The organism is Actinomadura rubteroloni, from assembly GCF_002911665.1.
GTDB classification, from domain to species: domain Bacteria; phylum Actinomycetota; class Actinomycetes; order Streptosporangiales; family Streptosporangiaceae; genus Spirillospora; species Spirillospora rubteroloni.
On the sequence record NZ_MTBP01000001.1, the window covers coordinates 923965 to 938821 of the forward strand.

A 14857-nucleotide genomic window follows, 5' to 3' on the forward strand; every position below is an offset into this window, starting at 1 on the left:
CTCAGGCCAGCCCGAGGTGCTTGCGCGCGAAGGTGATCTCGGCCTCCATCTGCTCGATGTGCTCCTCGACGACCAGCGAGCCGTGGCCCGCGTCGAAGCGGTACACGTCGTGCGGACGGCCGAGGTCGGCGAGCCGCGCCAGGTAGTTCTCGACCTGCCGGATCGGGCAGCGCGGGTCGTTCTCCCCGGCCATGACGAGCACCGGCGCCGTCACGCGGTCCACGTAGGTGATCGGGGACGACGCGCGGTACCGATCGGGGACCTCGTCCGGCGACCCGCCGAACAGGGAGCGGTCGAACGCGCGCAGCGGCTCGGTCTCGTCCTCATAGGCGGCGACGTAGTCCGCGATCGGTACGGACGCGATGGCCACCGACCACGCGCCCGGATGCACGCCCACCGCGAGCAACGCCAGGTACCCGCCCCAGGACCCGCCGGTAACGACCAGCTTGGATGGATCCGCGAGCCCCGATTCCACGGCCCAGTCCCGGACGGCCTGGACGTCCTCCAGCTCGGTCAGCCCGACGCGGCCCTCGATCGCGTCCCGCCACGCCGACCCGTACCCGGTCGACCCCCGGTAGTTGACGCGGACGACCGCGAACCCGTGGTCCACCCAGGCGGCGGCGGACGGGGCGAACGCGTCCTCGTCCTGCGCCATCGGCCCGCCGTGCACCTCGAACACCGTCGCGTGCGGCGCGGACGCGTTGACCGGCCGGCTGACCAGCGCGTGGACGCGTCCGCCCGGCCCCTCGACCCAGACGTCCTCCACCGGCACCGACGCGGGCGCGGGCTCGCCGGGCGGGACGAGCACGACCGCGCCCGACGTGGACCGCACGACCGGCGGCGCGGCGGCCGACGACCAGGAGTACTCGACCGTCCCGTCCGGGCGGGCCGCCGCCGAGCCGATCACGCCGCGCGGCGTGTCGATCCTGGTCAGCGACCGGTCGGCCAGGACGTACCGGTACAACTCGACGCGCGCCTCGAAGGAGTGCGCGACGAGCAGCGCGGACCCGTCGGGGTACCAGCTCGCGTCGGTCTCGCCGGGCAGGCCGAGCGCGATCTCGTCCTGCGCGCCGGTCAGCGGGTCCCAGACGAGCGGCTCCTCGCGGCCGTGGCGCTCGTGGGTCACGAGCAGCCGGGAGCCGCCGGGCGCGAACGCCAGGCCCCAGACGCCCCTGCCGGGGCCGTCCCACAGCTCGGCGACGACGGTGCCGTCCGGACGCAGCACGCGCAGCGCCATGTGGCGGCTGTCGCCGTGCTCGCTGTGCCCGATCGCGGCCAGCGCGGCGTCGCGGGACAGCGCGGCGGCGTAGGAGTCCTCGGCGTGCTCGTACAGCGTGACGGGCGGGGCACCCGGACGGCACAGATGGACGGTTCCGGAACTCTCGCCCGTGCTCCCGACCAGCGCGACCCCGTCCGCGCCGAGCGCCAGCCCGGACGGATAAGTCGAGGGCAACTCGGGAACCGCCGGGACGGCCGTCCCGCCGTCGAACGGCTCCCGCATCCACACGCCGAACTCGTCGCCGTCGGTGTCGGCGAACCACCAGATCGCGTCGCCCTCGGGCGTGAGCAGCCCGTACTCGGTGCCGTGCGGACGGTCGGTGACCTGCCGGCGCGTGTCGGCGCGGCGGTCCCACGCGTACAGCTCCCAGGTGCCCGTCACGTTGGAGCGGTACAGGCAGCGGTGCGGCGCGTCCCGCGCCCAGCGGGGGAGGCTCACCCGGGCGGCCCGGAAGCGCGCCTTCCAGCGCGTGTCGTCGACCATGCGTCCCAGTATGGGGTCAGGCCCAGGGCGGGACCGATCCGTCCGATTCCTCCCGGACCTGCGGCTCCGGCGGGAGCGCGGACCGATCGGCGGGGTTCAGTGTCCCGTGCACGGCGCGGGCGACGCGCTCGATCGTCGCCACGCCGTACCGCATCGACGGGGTGTCCTGCGTGAGCACGACGATGAGGTAGTCGCGGTGGCGTCCGCTGAAGGACCCGATGCTGTGAACGCGCCAGTACCGATCGTGCCGGGGCAGCCAGCCGTTCTTCACGTGCCAGACGACGCCGGGCGGACGTCCGGCGGGCACGCCCCAGCGTTGTTGCGGGATCACCTGGTGCATGAGGTCGAGGATGTAACGGCGTGCCTTGTCGCTGAGGACCGTCCCGTGCGACGTGAGGACGCGCAACAACCGCAGCTCGTCGTTCGCCGTGATCTGCGTGAGGCCCCAGAAGTGCGTGGGGCCGAGCCTGGTGTGCCGCATCCCGGCCCGGACGAGGAACCGGTTCATCCGCGTCCGTCCGATCTGCCGCCACAGCGCGGACGCCGCGTCGTTGTCCGACCGCGTGATCATCCGGCGGGCGAGGGCCTTCTCACGGGACGTCAGGCCGCGACGCTGGTACAGCAGCGCGCCGAGGATCGTCACCTTCACGACGCTCGCCGAGTCGTACCGCCGGTCGCCCCGCACGCTGCACACGATGCCGTGCTCGCGGTCCAGGACGGCCACCGACTCCGTCCCGGCGCGGCCGCGCAGCGCCGCCGCGACCTGCCGCCCGAGCGACGCCGCCAGCCGGGGCCGCGTCGCGGACGCGCACGGGCCGCCCGCCCGCGCCGCCGGGACCGGAAGGAGCGCGAGGACGGCGCACAGGGCGACCGGAACGCGGAGAAAGCGCATCCCCCCACGTTAACGATCTTGAAGTCAGCGCGCAGCCAAGATCATTCCCGGGACTCGGCGAGATCCGCCAGCACCTTCTCGATCGCCGTCCGGACCTGCCGGTCCATCGACCGCGCGAAGCCCGCCTCCACCGACACCTGCGCGCCCGGCCGCAGCTCCGCCAGGGTCTCCTCCAGCGCGTCCAGGCCGTCGGCGGCGAACGTCCCGACGACGTGCCGGGTGATCAGCCCGACGAACCGCGCGGCGAGGTCGTCCATCGCCCGCTGGAGATCCCGGCTGACCTCCAGCACCTCCGCCAGCGGCACGCCCGCGCGCACCAGCGCCACCGACGCGTCGAGCTGGCGGCGGCTCCAGTGCGTGACGCGGTCGCCGTCCACACGCAGGATCCCGAGTTCGACGGCCCGCTCGACCGCGCCCGGGTCGAGTTCGCCGGGGAACAGCGCGGCCAGCTCGGCGAGCGGCATCGTCACCGGAGTCTCGGTCGACCACGGCGCCGTCACGGCCTTCTCCACGCCGAGGACGGCCGCGATGCCGCGGCCCTCCTCCCACGCCGCCAGCAGCTCCCGGATGCCCTCCAGCGTGTGGCCGCGCTCCAGCAGGTTCGCGATCATCCGCAGCCGCGCCAGATGCTCCGCCGAGTACAGGCCGATCCGCCCGACGCGCCGCGGCGGGGGCAGCAGTTTGCGCTCCTGGTAGTAGCGCAGCGTCCGGACCGGGACGCCCGCCGCCTCGGCCAGCTCGCCGAGCCGGTACTCGGCAGGGGGTTCGGGCACGTCGTCGGTCACGTCCGTCAGCATAGTTCCGGGGCGGCTCGTCCCGATCCGTGCGTGATGGCCGGGATACGCTCGGGTGACGTTCCCGTCCCCTGCCGGAGGCATCGTGATGCGCGCCCTCGTCCCCCTCATCGTCCTGGCCGCCGGGCTCGGTCTGTCCGGATGCTCCAGCAGCCACCGCTGGTGCGAACACGATGCGACCGACACGAAGGTGGCCGATCGGTATTGCAAGAATCACGTCCGGGGCTACGAGTGGGAGACCGGCCATTCCCACAAGAAGAAGCACTGACCGTGCCCGCCGAGTGGTTCGCCCGGCCCGCCGCCCGGGACTGGACGTGCGCTCCGCCCGCCGACGTCACGTCCTTCCACGCCACCCTGCCCGGCTACGCGCCGACGCGGCTGGTCGAGCTTCCCGCGCTGGCCCGCGAGCTGGGCGTGCGGCGGCTGTTCGTGAAGGACGAGTCGGAGCGGCTCGGGCTGCCCGCGTTCAAGATGCTGGGCGCGTCGTGGGGCGTCCACCGGGCGCATCGCGGCGAGAAGCGGCTGGTCGCGGCCACCGACGGCAACCACGGCCGGGCCGTGGCGGCGATCGCGCGGCTGCGCGGGCTCGCCGCGACGATCTTCGTGCCGGACGGCGTCCACCCCGCCTCGATCGAGGCGATCCGCGATGAGGGCGCCGAGGTCGTCCTGGTCGACGGGATCTACGACACGGCCGTCCGGCACGCCGCCGAGGCCGCCGCCGACCCGGACGCGCTGCTCGTCCAGGACACCGCCTGGCCCGGCTACGAGCGCGTCCCGGCGTGGATCGTGGAGGGCTACGCGACGCTGTTCACCGAGATCGACGCGCAACTCGCCGCGCTCGGCGCCGCCCCGGCCGGGCTCGTGGGCGTCCCGGTCGGCGTCGGGTCGCTCGCGCAGGCGGCCGTGATGCACTACCGGAGCCGTCCGGGCGCCGCGCCGTCGGTGCTGGCCGTCGAGCCGACGTCGGCGGCGTGCGCGCTCGCGAGCCTGCGCGCCGGCGCCCCCGCCACGCTCGCGCCCGGCCGGACGATCATGCAGGGCCTCAACTGCGCGACGCTGTCCAGCCTGGCCTGGCCGTACCTGCGCGACGGCCTGGACGCGGCGGTCGCCGTCGCCGACGCCGCGGCCGTCCGGGCCGCCCGCGACCTCGCCGCGCTCGGCGTCCCCGCCGGCCCCTGCGGCGCGGCGGCCCTGGCCGGCGCACGCGCCGCTCTGACGCCCGACCGGCGCCCGCTCCTCGCCCCGCATCACGCCGAGACGGTCGTCCTGCTCAGCACCGAGGGCGCGTCCGCCAACCCGTCCGTCCTCTGAGCCCTCCCGCCACGGACCGTTGGTCAGGCGAGGTGCGCTTCGGCGAGGGTGTCGCGGATGAACGCGCGCCGGGACACGCCCCACGCGCGCAGCGCCGTGCCGTGGTCGACGGCCACCACCACGGTCGCCGCCGCGACGACCGCGCGCCACGCCCAGCGGACGGGCACGGGCAGGCCGTCGAGTCTCGCCAGGTGGAACGGGACGTGCCGGCGCTCGTCGGCGAGGATCCGGCGGCCCACCTCGGCGGCCAGCGGGTCGGTGGACCCGTCGCGCATCGCCCGGTAGTAGCGCAGCGCGACGACCTCGGCGACCATCAGCACCAGCAGTTCCGCGCGCAGTCCGAAGGGGCGGCGCATCCGGACGAACGCGGTGTCGGTCCAGTGGGCGTCGATCGTGGGGGCGCCGGCCGCGTACAGGAGTTCGGCGAGCAGCCGGGCGTGGTCGCGCTCCTCGGCGACGAACAGCTTCACGGCCGTCGCGTAGTCGGCGTCGCCGGTCCGCTCGGCCTTGCGGATGAGGCCCGCGCCGTCGCCGCTCTCGCCGAGCTGGAACCGCTGGACGCTGCGCACGACCGCCCGCGGGAGCCGCGCGCCGCGCGTCCAGTCGGGGTCGCTCGGACGGTGGAGGGCGGCCTGCTCGAAGTTCGTGCGCCAGGAGACGAAGGTCATGACCGGGTCTGACGCGGCGAATGCCCAGGTGGTTCGTCCTGAATATGGCGGTTTGTGGACCGGCGGGACGGTCAACCGCAGGATTTGAGCGGTTGCTCAACGCGGTGGTTGAGCAACCGCTCAAATCAGTGGCCGCAGAGGTCCTGGTGCTCCAGCTCGAACGGGATCACCCCGGCCGCCGCCGGAGTCACCTCCAGCACCAGCGTCCCCGCGCGGTACACAGGCCGGACGAAATCGTGCGTGACGAGCGGCGTGCCGGGCGGCACCGGCCCGCCGAGCGGTTCGACGCGGTCCACGGCGCCCGTCGCCACCGCGTCCTCGACCGTCAGCGTGCCGCACAGCAGGTGCTGGCCCGGGAACCGCACGGCGCGGCCCGCGCGGCGGTGCGCGGCACGAGCGGCCACGGCCCCGGGGCGGTGCTCGTCCGGGCCGGCGATCCGGTCGTCCAGCGCCACCGCCGCGCCCCGGGCGACGAACGCCGCGACGACCGACTCCACGTCCTGCGTCCCGAGCTCCACCGACGCCGCCTGGTGGCCGCGCCCCGGATGCGTGCAGAACAACACCGGGTCCGGCACCACGTCGAGCACCATCTGTTCCAGCGCCGACCGATCGCGCAGGCCCGCGTTCACACCGAGGACGGTCATACGACGTCCACGAAGACGGGGTTGGCGTAGCACCACAGGTCGTCCCACGGGGCGGGGGCGCCCTGGACGTCCATCATCGGTTCCAGCCCGTTCGACCGGTGGCCGTCGGTGCCCCGGACGCGCACGTAGAACGGGTCGCGCACCTTGCGGAACCGGTGCTCGAAGTGAAGAACCGGGCTCCGGCCGTACGGGGTGAAGGACTCGACCACCGACACGTCCGGGTTGGTGAAGGCGTCCCGGTCGGCGGCCGGGCCGGTGACGGCGCCCCGGATCAGGTCGAGCCGCGCCAGCCGGGGAATCCGGCCGGTGGTGTTCGGCGTGGTGGCCGGGCGCACGGTGATGCGCACCGTGACGTCGTCCCCGCGCCGGACCCGGACCCGTCCGCCCAGCGTGGCGGGCCGTCCGCCGCCGTGGACGCGCACGTCCAGCGCGGACACCAGGCCGCCCATCCCGACCCACACGCGGCCCGCGCGGATCGCCGCCATGACGCCGTGGAAGCTGCGCGAGGTCGAGCCCACGACCGTCCGGCTGAACTCGCCCGGCCAGAAGTCGGCGTGCTCTTGCGGCGTGCCGGAATCGACCGGGGCGGGATAACCGCCGTGGGTGTCGTACCAGTCCCCCGGGGTGTCGGGCCGGACGAGCGTGCTGCCGTTCGCCTGGTGGATGTCGGAGTTGCTGGTGATCCACCAGCCCTTGCCCTCGGCCAGCAGGGCGTCCCAGAGCCCGCCGAGTTTGGCGGTCATCCAGTCGAAGCCGCCGAACGTCCGGTACGACTCCGACGGCCAGCCGGTCCAGGAGTCGCCGCCCGGCGCGTTGCCGTAGCCGCCCCGGTGCCCGCCGTCGTTCTGCGCGCCGGGGGAGCCCTCCATGCCGACCGCGATGTGCGGCGCGGTGTCGCGGTAGTTGCGGAATTCGTGCGGCGTGTAGCGGCCGTTGCGGCTCGGGTGGTTGGCGATCATCAGCGCCGAGTCGATGGCGCCCCGGTCGATCTGGCCCGACATCCAGCGCAGCGCGGCCAGCGCGGTCGCCTCATTGGCGTCGGACGTGTGGTTGGTCCCGTTGACGTTGCCGTCGAACAGCTTCTCGAAGGCGTGCAGCGCGGCGATCTCGTTCTTGGTCGCGTCGAAGAACACCGTCGCGTGCTCCCCGGATGGCACGTTCCATTCGAGTCCCTGCCAGAGCAGCATCGACGGGTTCGCGGCGCGGGCCTTGAGGACGTCGGCGTACGTCGTCTCCACCGCGAACTTCTCGTGCGCGACGTGCCCGTGGTCGGTGATCACCATCCAGTCCAGGCCGTGCCGCCGTCCGGCCGTGACCTGCTGGGCGACCGTGTGCATCGCGTCGTAGCTGTACTGCGTGTGGACGTGGTGGTCCCCGGCGAGCCACTGGAGCCGTCCCGGGTCCGGGCCGGGCCGCGCCGCCGCCGACGCGGTGCCCTCCAGCAGGCCGCTCCCGGCCGCCGCCGCGCCCACGAGGCCGAGCCGTTGCAGGAAGCGGCGCCGCGCCAGCTCGCCCGGCGGCAGCTCGGCGTCCGGCACCGTCGTGTCGGCGTAGGGCGCCGCGTTGTCGTGGTGATGGCCCACGTGGTCCTCCTCGATGACAATCTTCAGCGAGCGTGACCGTAGGCGAGCGAAACGACGGCCAGGCGTACGAAGAGTGATCATTCATCGAAACTCACCGGATGTCGGGACAGGGTTCACCATCGGGCAACGCGTGGCTGCCAGGGTTGCCCGCCATGATCACCTCACGTACCGCCCGCTGCCTGGCCGCCGTGGCCGCGCTCGTCGTGGCGCTGGCCGGGACGGCGTCCGCCGGCACCTTCCGCCTCGGCGCCTGGAAACTGACCGGCAGCGCGGAGCAGCCGTCGCCCCTGGCGAACCAGGGCCTCACCACGCTGCGCCACGAACTGCACTTCGAGGGGAACGGCACCGTGCCGGACGCGCTGCGGGCCGACGGCTGGGGCCACGTCGGCGACCCCGACGCCGCCCGGGGCTACCTCTTCGACGCCTACCAGTGGACCGCCGCCGACCCCGCCGCGAAGATGTTCTACGTCACGACCCCGCGCGGCGAGCACTACCGGTACGTCCACCCGCTGGCGCCCGGCGAGCTGATGAACAACTCCTACGCCGCCGTCTCGCCGGACGGGCAGTGGCTGGTCAGCGGCGAGTGGGGCACGATGAACCGGCTCCTGGTGCTGCCGACGCCGATCCTCAACCGGTCGACGCCGCGCGCGGGTGGAACGCTCCAGCTCGCGGGTCGGATCACGCTGGACCGTCCCGTCCGCGACGTCCAGGGCTGCGACTTCGTCAACCCCACCACGCTGCTCTGCGCGACCGACGACACGGGCACCGACCTGTTCCCGACCACCAAGCAGCTCCTCCAGATCAAGCTGAGCCGTCCGCTGCGGGGACGCGACGTCACCGCCCGGGTCACCTCGCTCGGCCAGCTTCCGCTGGTCAGCAAGTGCCAGGGTGAGTTCGAGACCGAGGGCAACGACTACGACCCCGCCACCGGGCTGCTGCGCGTCGAGGTCGTCCCGCCGGCCCCGTGCGACGCGAACACGACCGTCTACACTTTCCGCCGCTGACCCCCGGCCCGTCCGGCGCGCGACGCCTGCGCGCCGGACGGCCCGAGCGCTCAGCTCCCGAAGCGCCCCGCTCCACCCGGATCTCCGCCGGACGTCCGCGCCAGCCGGCCGACGGCCGCAGATCGGCCGTTCCCGCGCGCGAACCTCTCCGGCACGCGCATCATCTGATCTACGACATTCCGCCATGCGATGGGACGGCGATGCACAAGCCAGCACGTCCGGAAGAACTGCCCGCCCCCTGGGACCTGTGGGCGCGAGCCGCCGCGATGGCCGCCCTGGAGGCCGCGATCCCGTTCGACGGGTACCCGACCTTCGCGCTGCGCGGCGCCGAGGTCACGCACGACGACGGCGGCGGCAACACGTGGACGCTGCTGCTCACGGACGACCGGGCCGTCCTCTACGGCTGCGACCACGAAATGAGTCACACCCGTGACGCGGGCCTGGACCTCCTGTCCGGCGCACCGTCCTGGCTCCCCTTGGACGACCTGGCCGACCTCCAGAAGGCCAACGAACTCGGCTTCGTCTACTGGCACGACACCGCGTGGCACCGCGTCCCCTATCCCGAGGACCTGAAAGACGACGGCGTAGCCGCCACGGTAGGCCGCGCCGCCGACCTGAGCACCTTTATCCACAGCGCCGCCGACGTCTTGCTCGGCTACAAACTCGGCGAGACCCTCGATGAAGACGCCGAAGACTTCGACGCCCTGGAGGAAGCCCTGGACGAAGCGATCCACCAAGCCCAATCCGGCGCCCTGGAACACCTGATCCGAGCCGCCCACGCCCGCCGACTCTCAACAGACGACTTCACCTGGCTAGCGGCATTCCCACTCGACCTCGCCGCAGCCCTTCACACGGCCCAGACCGCCGGCCTGACGTCTCCACCCGCCTGAGAGCCGTCCACGAATCAGTCGACAATGAACCAGTCGCCGTGACGATAGGACAGCGTCAGGTCGCTCAGGTCATGCGCGGTGAACCGAGTGGCGGCGACGACGGCGCGCGCCGGGACGTCCACGTCACCGTTGGCCCGCTTCGTCACCATCGCCTTGTTGACGGTCGCGGTCCGCAGCGCAGCCAACTGAGCGTCGGAGAACATGCTCCGCGTGATGGAGAAGGTAGTCCGGCATTTGCCGAACCCCTGCGCCTCGGCCCGCTTCGCCGCAGGCCCGGCAATGACGCACACGGTCGTAAGATCCCCCGAGCCAAGCGCGCGCACAGCCGTCAAATAACGCGCAATCGCCGCGTCAACGGTCCTGGGCACCAAAGTCGGGGACGGCGACGGAGGCGGCGCGGGCACCGACGGCGTGGAACTCACCGTCGTCCGCCCAGCCTGCGGCCCGGACACGGCGCTGCCGGGCTTCGCGTCGTCCTCGCACGCGGACACGGCAAAGACAACGGCCAGCGTCAGCACGCTGCCCCCGAGTCGCACGGCGTAATTTCTCACAACCATCCTCAACTACCGGTTTCCGGGCGGCACCAAGTTAGCGGGAACACATGCCCGCTACGTAGCTTTCACGGATCAGTGGGGCGTGCGTCAAGCGTCATGGGACCCGGCGCTGGCGAAGACCAGAACGTCCGGTCGCCGAGCCGCCCGACCAGCGAAGGTGGGAATCACGACCGAAGGGGGCAGCGATCTCGCCACCTTCGCCTCGATACCTGGCGGCGAGAGCATGATCATGCCGGATGTCTTCACGAACCAGCGGGACGAGACTCCGTCCCGGCTCGTGACCACGATGCGGTCGGCCGCGCCGGGGTGAATCCCGTCCCGCACTCGACGGCCTCGCCCCCGAGGAGCCGGGAAAGCTGCTTCCCGACCCGCGACGGCAGGACGACGTCAGGCACCGCCGGTACAGCGTGGACGCGATCCACCGGTTGCTCAACGTCGGCGAGCCGGAGGCGCGTGCGCGGGCGCTGGCCGTTCTGCACAGCCCTAGTTCGATGGCGATGGTGCCGGCGCCATGCGGATCCTGTGGACGGCCTGGAATGGGGCACGGCCGGGCGCTGTGGGGCGTCCGGCCGTGTTCGGTGGGGGTCAGTGCAGGGGGGTGGTCAGGTGGATGGTGACCAGTGTGGTTTGGACGCCGCTGTCGACCAGGCGGCCGTTCGTGTCGAAGGCGGCGGGGCCGTCGGTCATGCCGAAGTCGTTGTCGTTGATGACGGCGATCGTCCACGGGTTGAGGACGGCGATGCCCTCGACCTTCTTCGGTGCGCCCGCGACCTTTGTGAAGTCGATCGCGAGGCGCTTGGGCAGGACCGGGACGCCGGCGGCGGCCGGGTCGGGCAGGGCTTCGAGGGACGGCGTCGTCGCGGGCGCGTCCCACGGGGTGCCGAGGATGTTCGCGGAACGGGTCAGGGTGACGCGGTGCAGGCGGAACGCGTTGTCGGTGCGCTCCTGGACGAGCAGCGTCTCCGGGCCGATCGCCGCCAGTGCGGAGATTTTGAGGTCGCTGGTGTCGGTCGCGGACGGGTCCACCACGTTCACCGGGTCGAAGCGGTAGGCGTATTCGGCCGTCACCTTGTTCAGGCGGGGCGAGAAGCGGAGCAGGCGCGTCGTCCGGGACGCGTTGCCGACCGCCTTGGACGGGTTGAGCAGCGGGCTCTGGAGCGCGATGACCAGGTCGCCGCCGGGCAGCGGCGTCAGGCCCTCGAACCCGCGGTTCCCCTTGCGGGTGAGGAAGATCGACGGCAGCGCCTCGACCACCGGGTAGTCCGTGCCGGTCAGAGCCAGGCCCTTCGGGACGTACCGGGCGAGCACCCGGCCCTTCGCCGAGACGTGGACCAGGGACGGGCCGTACTCGTCCACCAGCCAGAACGTCCCGTCGTGCGCCGGGACGACGCCCTCGGTGTCCAGGCCGTTCGGGTTGAAGTCCAGCTTGGCGGTCGCGTTGTAGTCGTAGGGCGTCTCGTCGCGCACCGGCTGGTTGGACAGGCCGGTCACCGGCTTGCCGTGCGCGGTCGTGATCGGGAGGGCCTTGATGACGTCCAGGCGCTTTCCGTGGACGCGAACCTTGACGATCGCCGGGTCGAAGCCGGGGACGGGGAACGTGCGGCGGTTGTCGCCGTCCATCTTGATCTGGCCGTTCGGGCCGCGGTCGGTGACGGTCCAGAACTCGCCGGGCCGGCCGGCGGGGTAGAGGTCGCTGCCGATGCCGCCGAGGTCGACGCCGCGGTCGTCGGCGACGGAACCGGGCAGCAGCGCGTTGGAGAACGTGCCGAGGGGGATGTCCGGCAGGGTCGCCGTGGCGACGACGGTGCCGGGCGGCGGCGCGTCGGCGTGGGCGGCGGCCGGCGCCAGCAGCGCGGCGGCGGTCGCCGCGACGGTGATCCCGCGGCGGATGGGTCGTGCCATGAAGATGCGCTCCTCGGCGAGACGTGAAGATTCTTCCGAGACGGTCCACGGAACGCGTGAACCGGCGCTGACATCGTCGTGAACCCAGATCCGCCGCGTCCGGAACACCTGTCGGCGGCGACCGGAACCCCGCAGGTCGTCAGTAGCGGCCGAGGACGAGCTGCGTCTTCAGGATGTCCCCGTGGTAGAGCCAGCCGTGCGCGTCCGCCACGGCGATGGCGTCGTTGTGCAGTGTGGCGGCGTCGTTGTAGTTGTCCGTCTTGAAGGACAGTTCGACGATGTACTCGGTGCCGGTCCCGTCCGCGCCGACGACGGGCACGACCTCGATGCTCGCGTCGTCGGACGCGCCCCACGCGCCGCCGTAGACCTTCGACGTCACCGGGCCGTGCGCCCGCGACGCCTTGAGGATCGTCTTGCCCCAGCCGCTGGCCGACCAGTCCGTCAGCTTGCCCGGAATGTCGTTGACCAGCCAGGTGCGTCCGGTGTCGCTCGTCGGCAGCGCCGTGCCCGAGTAGCCGCTGGAGCTGTGGCTCTTCTCGGTCGCGCAGCTCAACGTCTGCTTGGCGTAGCCCCAGTCGACCTCGCAGTCGTAGTTGGTGTCGCTGCTGTCGAAGCCGTCATTGTTCGCCGTCGTCAGCGCGCCGTTGATGTCACCGTTGGTGATGGGCCAGCGCTTCTTGTACGTCTCCTCGAACGACTTGCCGGACTTGTGGCGCAGCCGGACGTCCCAGCCCTCACCGTTCAGCTCCAGCGGGTTCGTGTCGTAGTACGCGTACGACCGCGCGTTCGCCGACCCCGTGATGCCGAACGCCGACTTCACCGCCGACGTCGGATTGTGCGACGCGTCCAGCGCCGCGACCGTCAGGTTGATCTTCACTTCGTACGTCGGGACGGCGTTGGACGCGGCGTGCGCGGGCACGGCGAACGCGGCCGACGTCGAGAGGGCGAGCAGCGACGCGGCGGCGGACCGGCGCACCAGAGACATGATGGTCATGCGGGGACCTTCGCCGCCGGGGATGATCTCCGCGTGGCCGCCGCGTGTGCGGGACGTGAACCGCTACTGCAGGCCCGTCCGGACGGACGTGACGCGTCCGGTGTCGAAGCCGAGCCAGTGCATCCGTCCCCGGTACCGCGCGTGCTCGATCTTGAGGCAGCGGTCCACGACGACCGCGAGCCCGGCGTCCGCCGCGATCCGCTCGCCCTCCTCGTCGATGACGCCGAACTGGCACCAGAGGGCGCCCGCGCCGATCGCGACGGCGTCGCGTGCGATGCCCGGCAGTGCGGACGGCGCCCGGAACACGTTCACCACGTCCACCGGGACGGGCACGTCGAGAAGGCTCGGATAGGACGTCTCGCCGAGGATCTCGGTCTCGCGCGGATTCACGGGGATGACGCGGTAGCCGTGCCGCTTGAGGTAGTAGCCGACGAAATAGCTGGCCCGCAGCTCGTTGGACGAAAGGCCGACGATCGCGACCGTCCGGGCCGAGTTGAGCACTCGCTGAATGGTCAGCGGATCCTGATTACTCATGCCACCGCCCTGGCGTTCGCGAAGCCTTGTTCCAGATCCCACAGCAGGTCATCGGCGGATTCGAGCCCGACCGACAGCCGCACCGTTCCCGGGCTCACGCCGGCCGCCGCCAGCTCGTCGTCGGAGAGCTGCCGGTGCGTGGTGCTCGCAGGGTGGATGACCAGGCTCTTCGCGTCCCCGACGTTGGCCAGGTGGGACCAGAGCGTGACGCCCTTGATGAATTCCTGGCCGCCGTCCCGCCCGCCCGCGCAGTCGAACGAGAACACCGCGCCGGCGCCGCGCGGCAAATACTTCTCGACCAGCGGACGGTATTCGCTGCCCGGCAGCCCGGCATAGGTCACCCGCGACGCCTGGTCATGGCCCCGAAGGAATTCGGCGACCGTCCGGGCGTTCGTGACGTGCCGTTCCATCCGCAGCGACAGCGTCTCCAAGCCTTGGAGCAGAAGGAACGCGTTGAAGGGCGACAGGGCGGCGCCGAGGTCCCGCAGCGTCTCGGCGCGGAGTTTCATCAGATAGCCGTACGTGCCGAACGTCTCGTGGAATTTCAGGCCGTGGTAGGCGGGCGACGGGTCGGCGACGACCGGGAAACGCCCGTTGGACCAGTCGAACGTCCCGGCCTCCACGACCACGCCGCCGATGCTCGTCCCGTGCCCGCCGAGGAACTTCGTCGCCGAGTGGACGACGATGTCCGCGCCCCACTCGATCGGACGGCACAGGTACGGCGTCGCGAACGTGTTGTCCACGACCAGCGGCAGGCCGTGCTCGTGCGCGACGTCCGCCACGGCCGCGATGTCGAGGACGTTCCCGGCCGGGTTCCCGATCGTCTCGGCGAAGAACGCCTTCGTCGTGGGCCGGACGGCCTTCCGCCACGCGTCCGGATCGCCCGGGTCCACCCAGGTCAGCTCGACGCTCATCTTCCGCAGCAGGTGCTTGAGCTGGTTGACCGTCCCGCCGTACAGAGCCGTGGACGACACCACGTGGTCGCCGGGCTCCAGCAGCGTGAACAGCGCCGCCGCCTGCGCCGCGATCCCGCTGGCGAAGGCGACCGCGCCGCAGCCGCCCTCCAGGTTCGCGACCCGCTCCTCCAGCACCGCGACCGTCGGGTTCATGATCCGCGAGTAGGTGTTGCCGTACTCCTGGAGGTTGAAGTACGCCGCCGCCGACTCCGGATCCTCGAAGACGTAGCTGGTCGTCTGGAAGATCGGGACGGCCCGCGCGCCCGTGTTCGGGTCGGGCCGCTGCCCGGCGTGCAACTGCCGGGTCTCGAACCCGAACGCGCGGCCGTCCTCGGCGCGCGGAGGTGTGTCGGTCATCGCTTCCTCGGA

The 14857-nt window shown here is 72.1% G+C and carries 16 protein-coding genes; 5 read left to right on the forward strand and 11 right to left on the reverse strand.

Going from position 1 to position 14857, the window contains the following annotated elements; translation table 11 throughout:
- Position 1: 1 nt before the first annotated feature.
- The 3 genes from BTM25_RS04050 to BTM25_RS04060 are packed head-to-tail and all read right to left on the reverse strand — an operon-like array spanning position 2 to position 3439.
- Positions 2-1762 carry a prolyl oligopeptidase family serine peptidase gene (locus BTM25_RS04050; RefSeq protein WP_103561389.1) on the reverse strand — a complete coding sequence of 587 codons (1761 nt, stop codon included), beginning with the start codon at positions 1760-1762 and terminating at the stop codon, positions 2-4.
- A 16-nt stretch (positions 1763-1778) separates the two neighbouring features.
- Positions 1779-2654 carry a serine hydrolase gene (locus BTM25_RS04055; protein WP_103561390.1) on the reverse strand — a complete coding sequence of 292 codons (876 nt, stop codon included), beginning with the start codon at positions 2652-2654 and terminating at the stop codon, positions 1779-1781.
- A gap of 41 nt (positions 2655-2695) precedes the next feature.
- Positions 2696-3439, reverse strand: coding sequence for a MerR family transcriptional regulator (locus BTM25_RS04060; protein ID WP_235828207.1), 744 nt, complete (start codon positions 3437-3439; stop codon positions 2696-2698).
- 94 nt (positions 3440-3533) lie between these two features.
- Between BTM25_RS04060 and BTM25_RS30210 the strand changes: the two genes are divergently transcribed.
- On the forward strand, positions 3534-3716 hold the full coding sequence (locus BTM25_RS30210) for a hypothetical protein (protein ID WP_407923366.1): 183 nt from the start codon (positions 3534-3536) through the stop codon (positions 3714-3716).
- Positions 3717-3718: 2 nt separating this feature from the next.
- Positions 3719-4759: a pyridoxal-phosphate dependent enzyme gene (locus tag BTM25_RS04065; RefSeq protein WP_235828209.1), complete on the forward strand. Its 1041-nt coding sequence runs from the start codon at positions 3719-3721 to the stop codon at positions 4757-4759.
- Positions 4760-4782: 23 nt separating this feature from the next.
- On the opposite strand, the gene BTM25_RS04070 is transcribed toward BTM25_RS04065, so the two are convergent.
- From BTM25_RS04070 to BTM25_RS04080, 3 genes are all read right to left on the reverse strand, one after another.
- Complete coding sequence (locus tag BTM25_RS04070; RefSeq protein WP_103561393.1) at positions 4783-5427, reverse strand: ferritin-like domain-containing protein; 645 nt, start codon at positions 5425-5427, stop codon at positions 4783-4785.
- A 125-nt stretch (positions 5428-5552) separates the two neighbouring features.
- The gene (locus BTM25_RS04075) at positions 5553-6071 is read right to left on the reverse strand and encodes a hypothetical protein (protein WP_103561394.1); all 519 of its coding nucleotides are present in this window, start codon (positions 6069-6071) and stop codon (positions 5553-5555) included.
- A complete protein-coding gene (locus tag BTM25_RS04080) occupies positions 6068-7654 on the reverse strand; it encodes a PHP domain-containing protein (protein ID WP_235828211.1) in 1587 nt (528 codons plus the stop codon). Before BTM25_RS04080 ends, BTM25_RS04075 begins: the two co-directional genes overlap by 4 nt.
- Before the next feature lie 152 nt (positions 7655-7806).
- On the opposite strand from BTM25_RS04080, the gene BTM25_RS04085 reads away from it, so the two are divergent.
- Positions 7807-8658, forward strand: a complete 852-nt coding sequence (locus BTM25_RS04085) for a hypothetical protein (protein ID WP_103561395.1) — start codon at positions 7807-7809, stop codon at positions 8656-8658.
- 200 nt (positions 8659-8858) lie between these two features.
- On the forward strand, positions 8859-9548 hold the full coding sequence (locus BTM25_RS04090; RefSeq protein ID WP_146058946.1) for a hypothetical protein: 690 nt from the start codon (positions 8859-8861) through the stop codon (positions 9546-9548).
- A 14-nt stretch (positions 9549-9562) separates the two neighbouring features.
- Here the strand turns inward: BTM25_RS04090 and BTM25_RS04095 are convergent, their stop codons facing one another.
- Positions 9563-10066: a hypothetical protein gene (locus tag BTM25_RS04095; RefSeq protein WP_146058947.1), complete on the reverse strand. Its 504-nt coding sequence runs from the start codon at positions 10064-10066 to the stop codon at positions 9563-9565.
- A 193-nt stretch (positions 10067-10259) separates the two neighbouring features.
- Between BTM25_RS04095 and BTM25_RS29450 the strand changes: the two genes are divergently transcribed.
- Positions 10260-10412, forward strand: coding sequence for a hypothetical protein (locus BTM25_RS29450; RefSeq protein ID WP_168211992.1), 153 nt, complete (start codon positions 10260-10262; stop codon positions 10410-10412).
- Positions 10413-10687: 275 nt separating this feature from the next.
- On the opposite strand, the gene BTM25_RS04100 is transcribed toward BTM25_RS29450, so the two are convergent.
- The 4 genes from BTM25_RS04100 to BTM25_RS04115 all read right to left on the reverse strand — a co-directional run bounded on the left by BTM25_RS04100 (position 10688) and on the right by BTM25_RS04115 (position 14845).
- Entirely contained in the window at positions 10688-12004 is a 1317-nt protein-coding gene (locus BTM25_RS04100; protein ID WP_103561398.1) for an esterase-like activity of phytase family protein, read from the reverse strand.
- A 139-nt stretch (positions 12005-12143) separates the two neighbouring features.
- Positions 12144-12998: a hypothetical protein gene (locus BTM25_RS04105; RefSeq protein ID WP_103561399.1), complete on the reverse strand. Its 855-nt coding sequence runs from the start codon at positions 12996-12998 to the stop codon at positions 12144-12146.
- Between the two features lie 63 nt (positions 12999-13061).
- The gene (locus BTM25_RS04110; protein ID WP_103561400.1) at positions 13062-13532 is read right to left on the reverse strand and encodes a CoA-binding protein; all 471 of its coding nucleotides are present in this window, start codon (positions 13530-13532) and stop codon (positions 13062-13064) included.
- Positions 13529-14845, reverse strand: coding sequence for an O-acetylhomoserine aminocarboxypropyltransferase/cysteine synthase family protein (locus tag BTM25_RS04115; RefSeq protein WP_103561401.1), 1317 nt, complete (start codon positions 14843-14845; stop codon positions 13529-13531). Before BTM25_RS04115 ends, BTM25_RS04110 begins: the two co-directional genes overlap by 4 nt.
- Between the last annotated feature and the right edge of the window lie 12 nt (positions 14846-14857).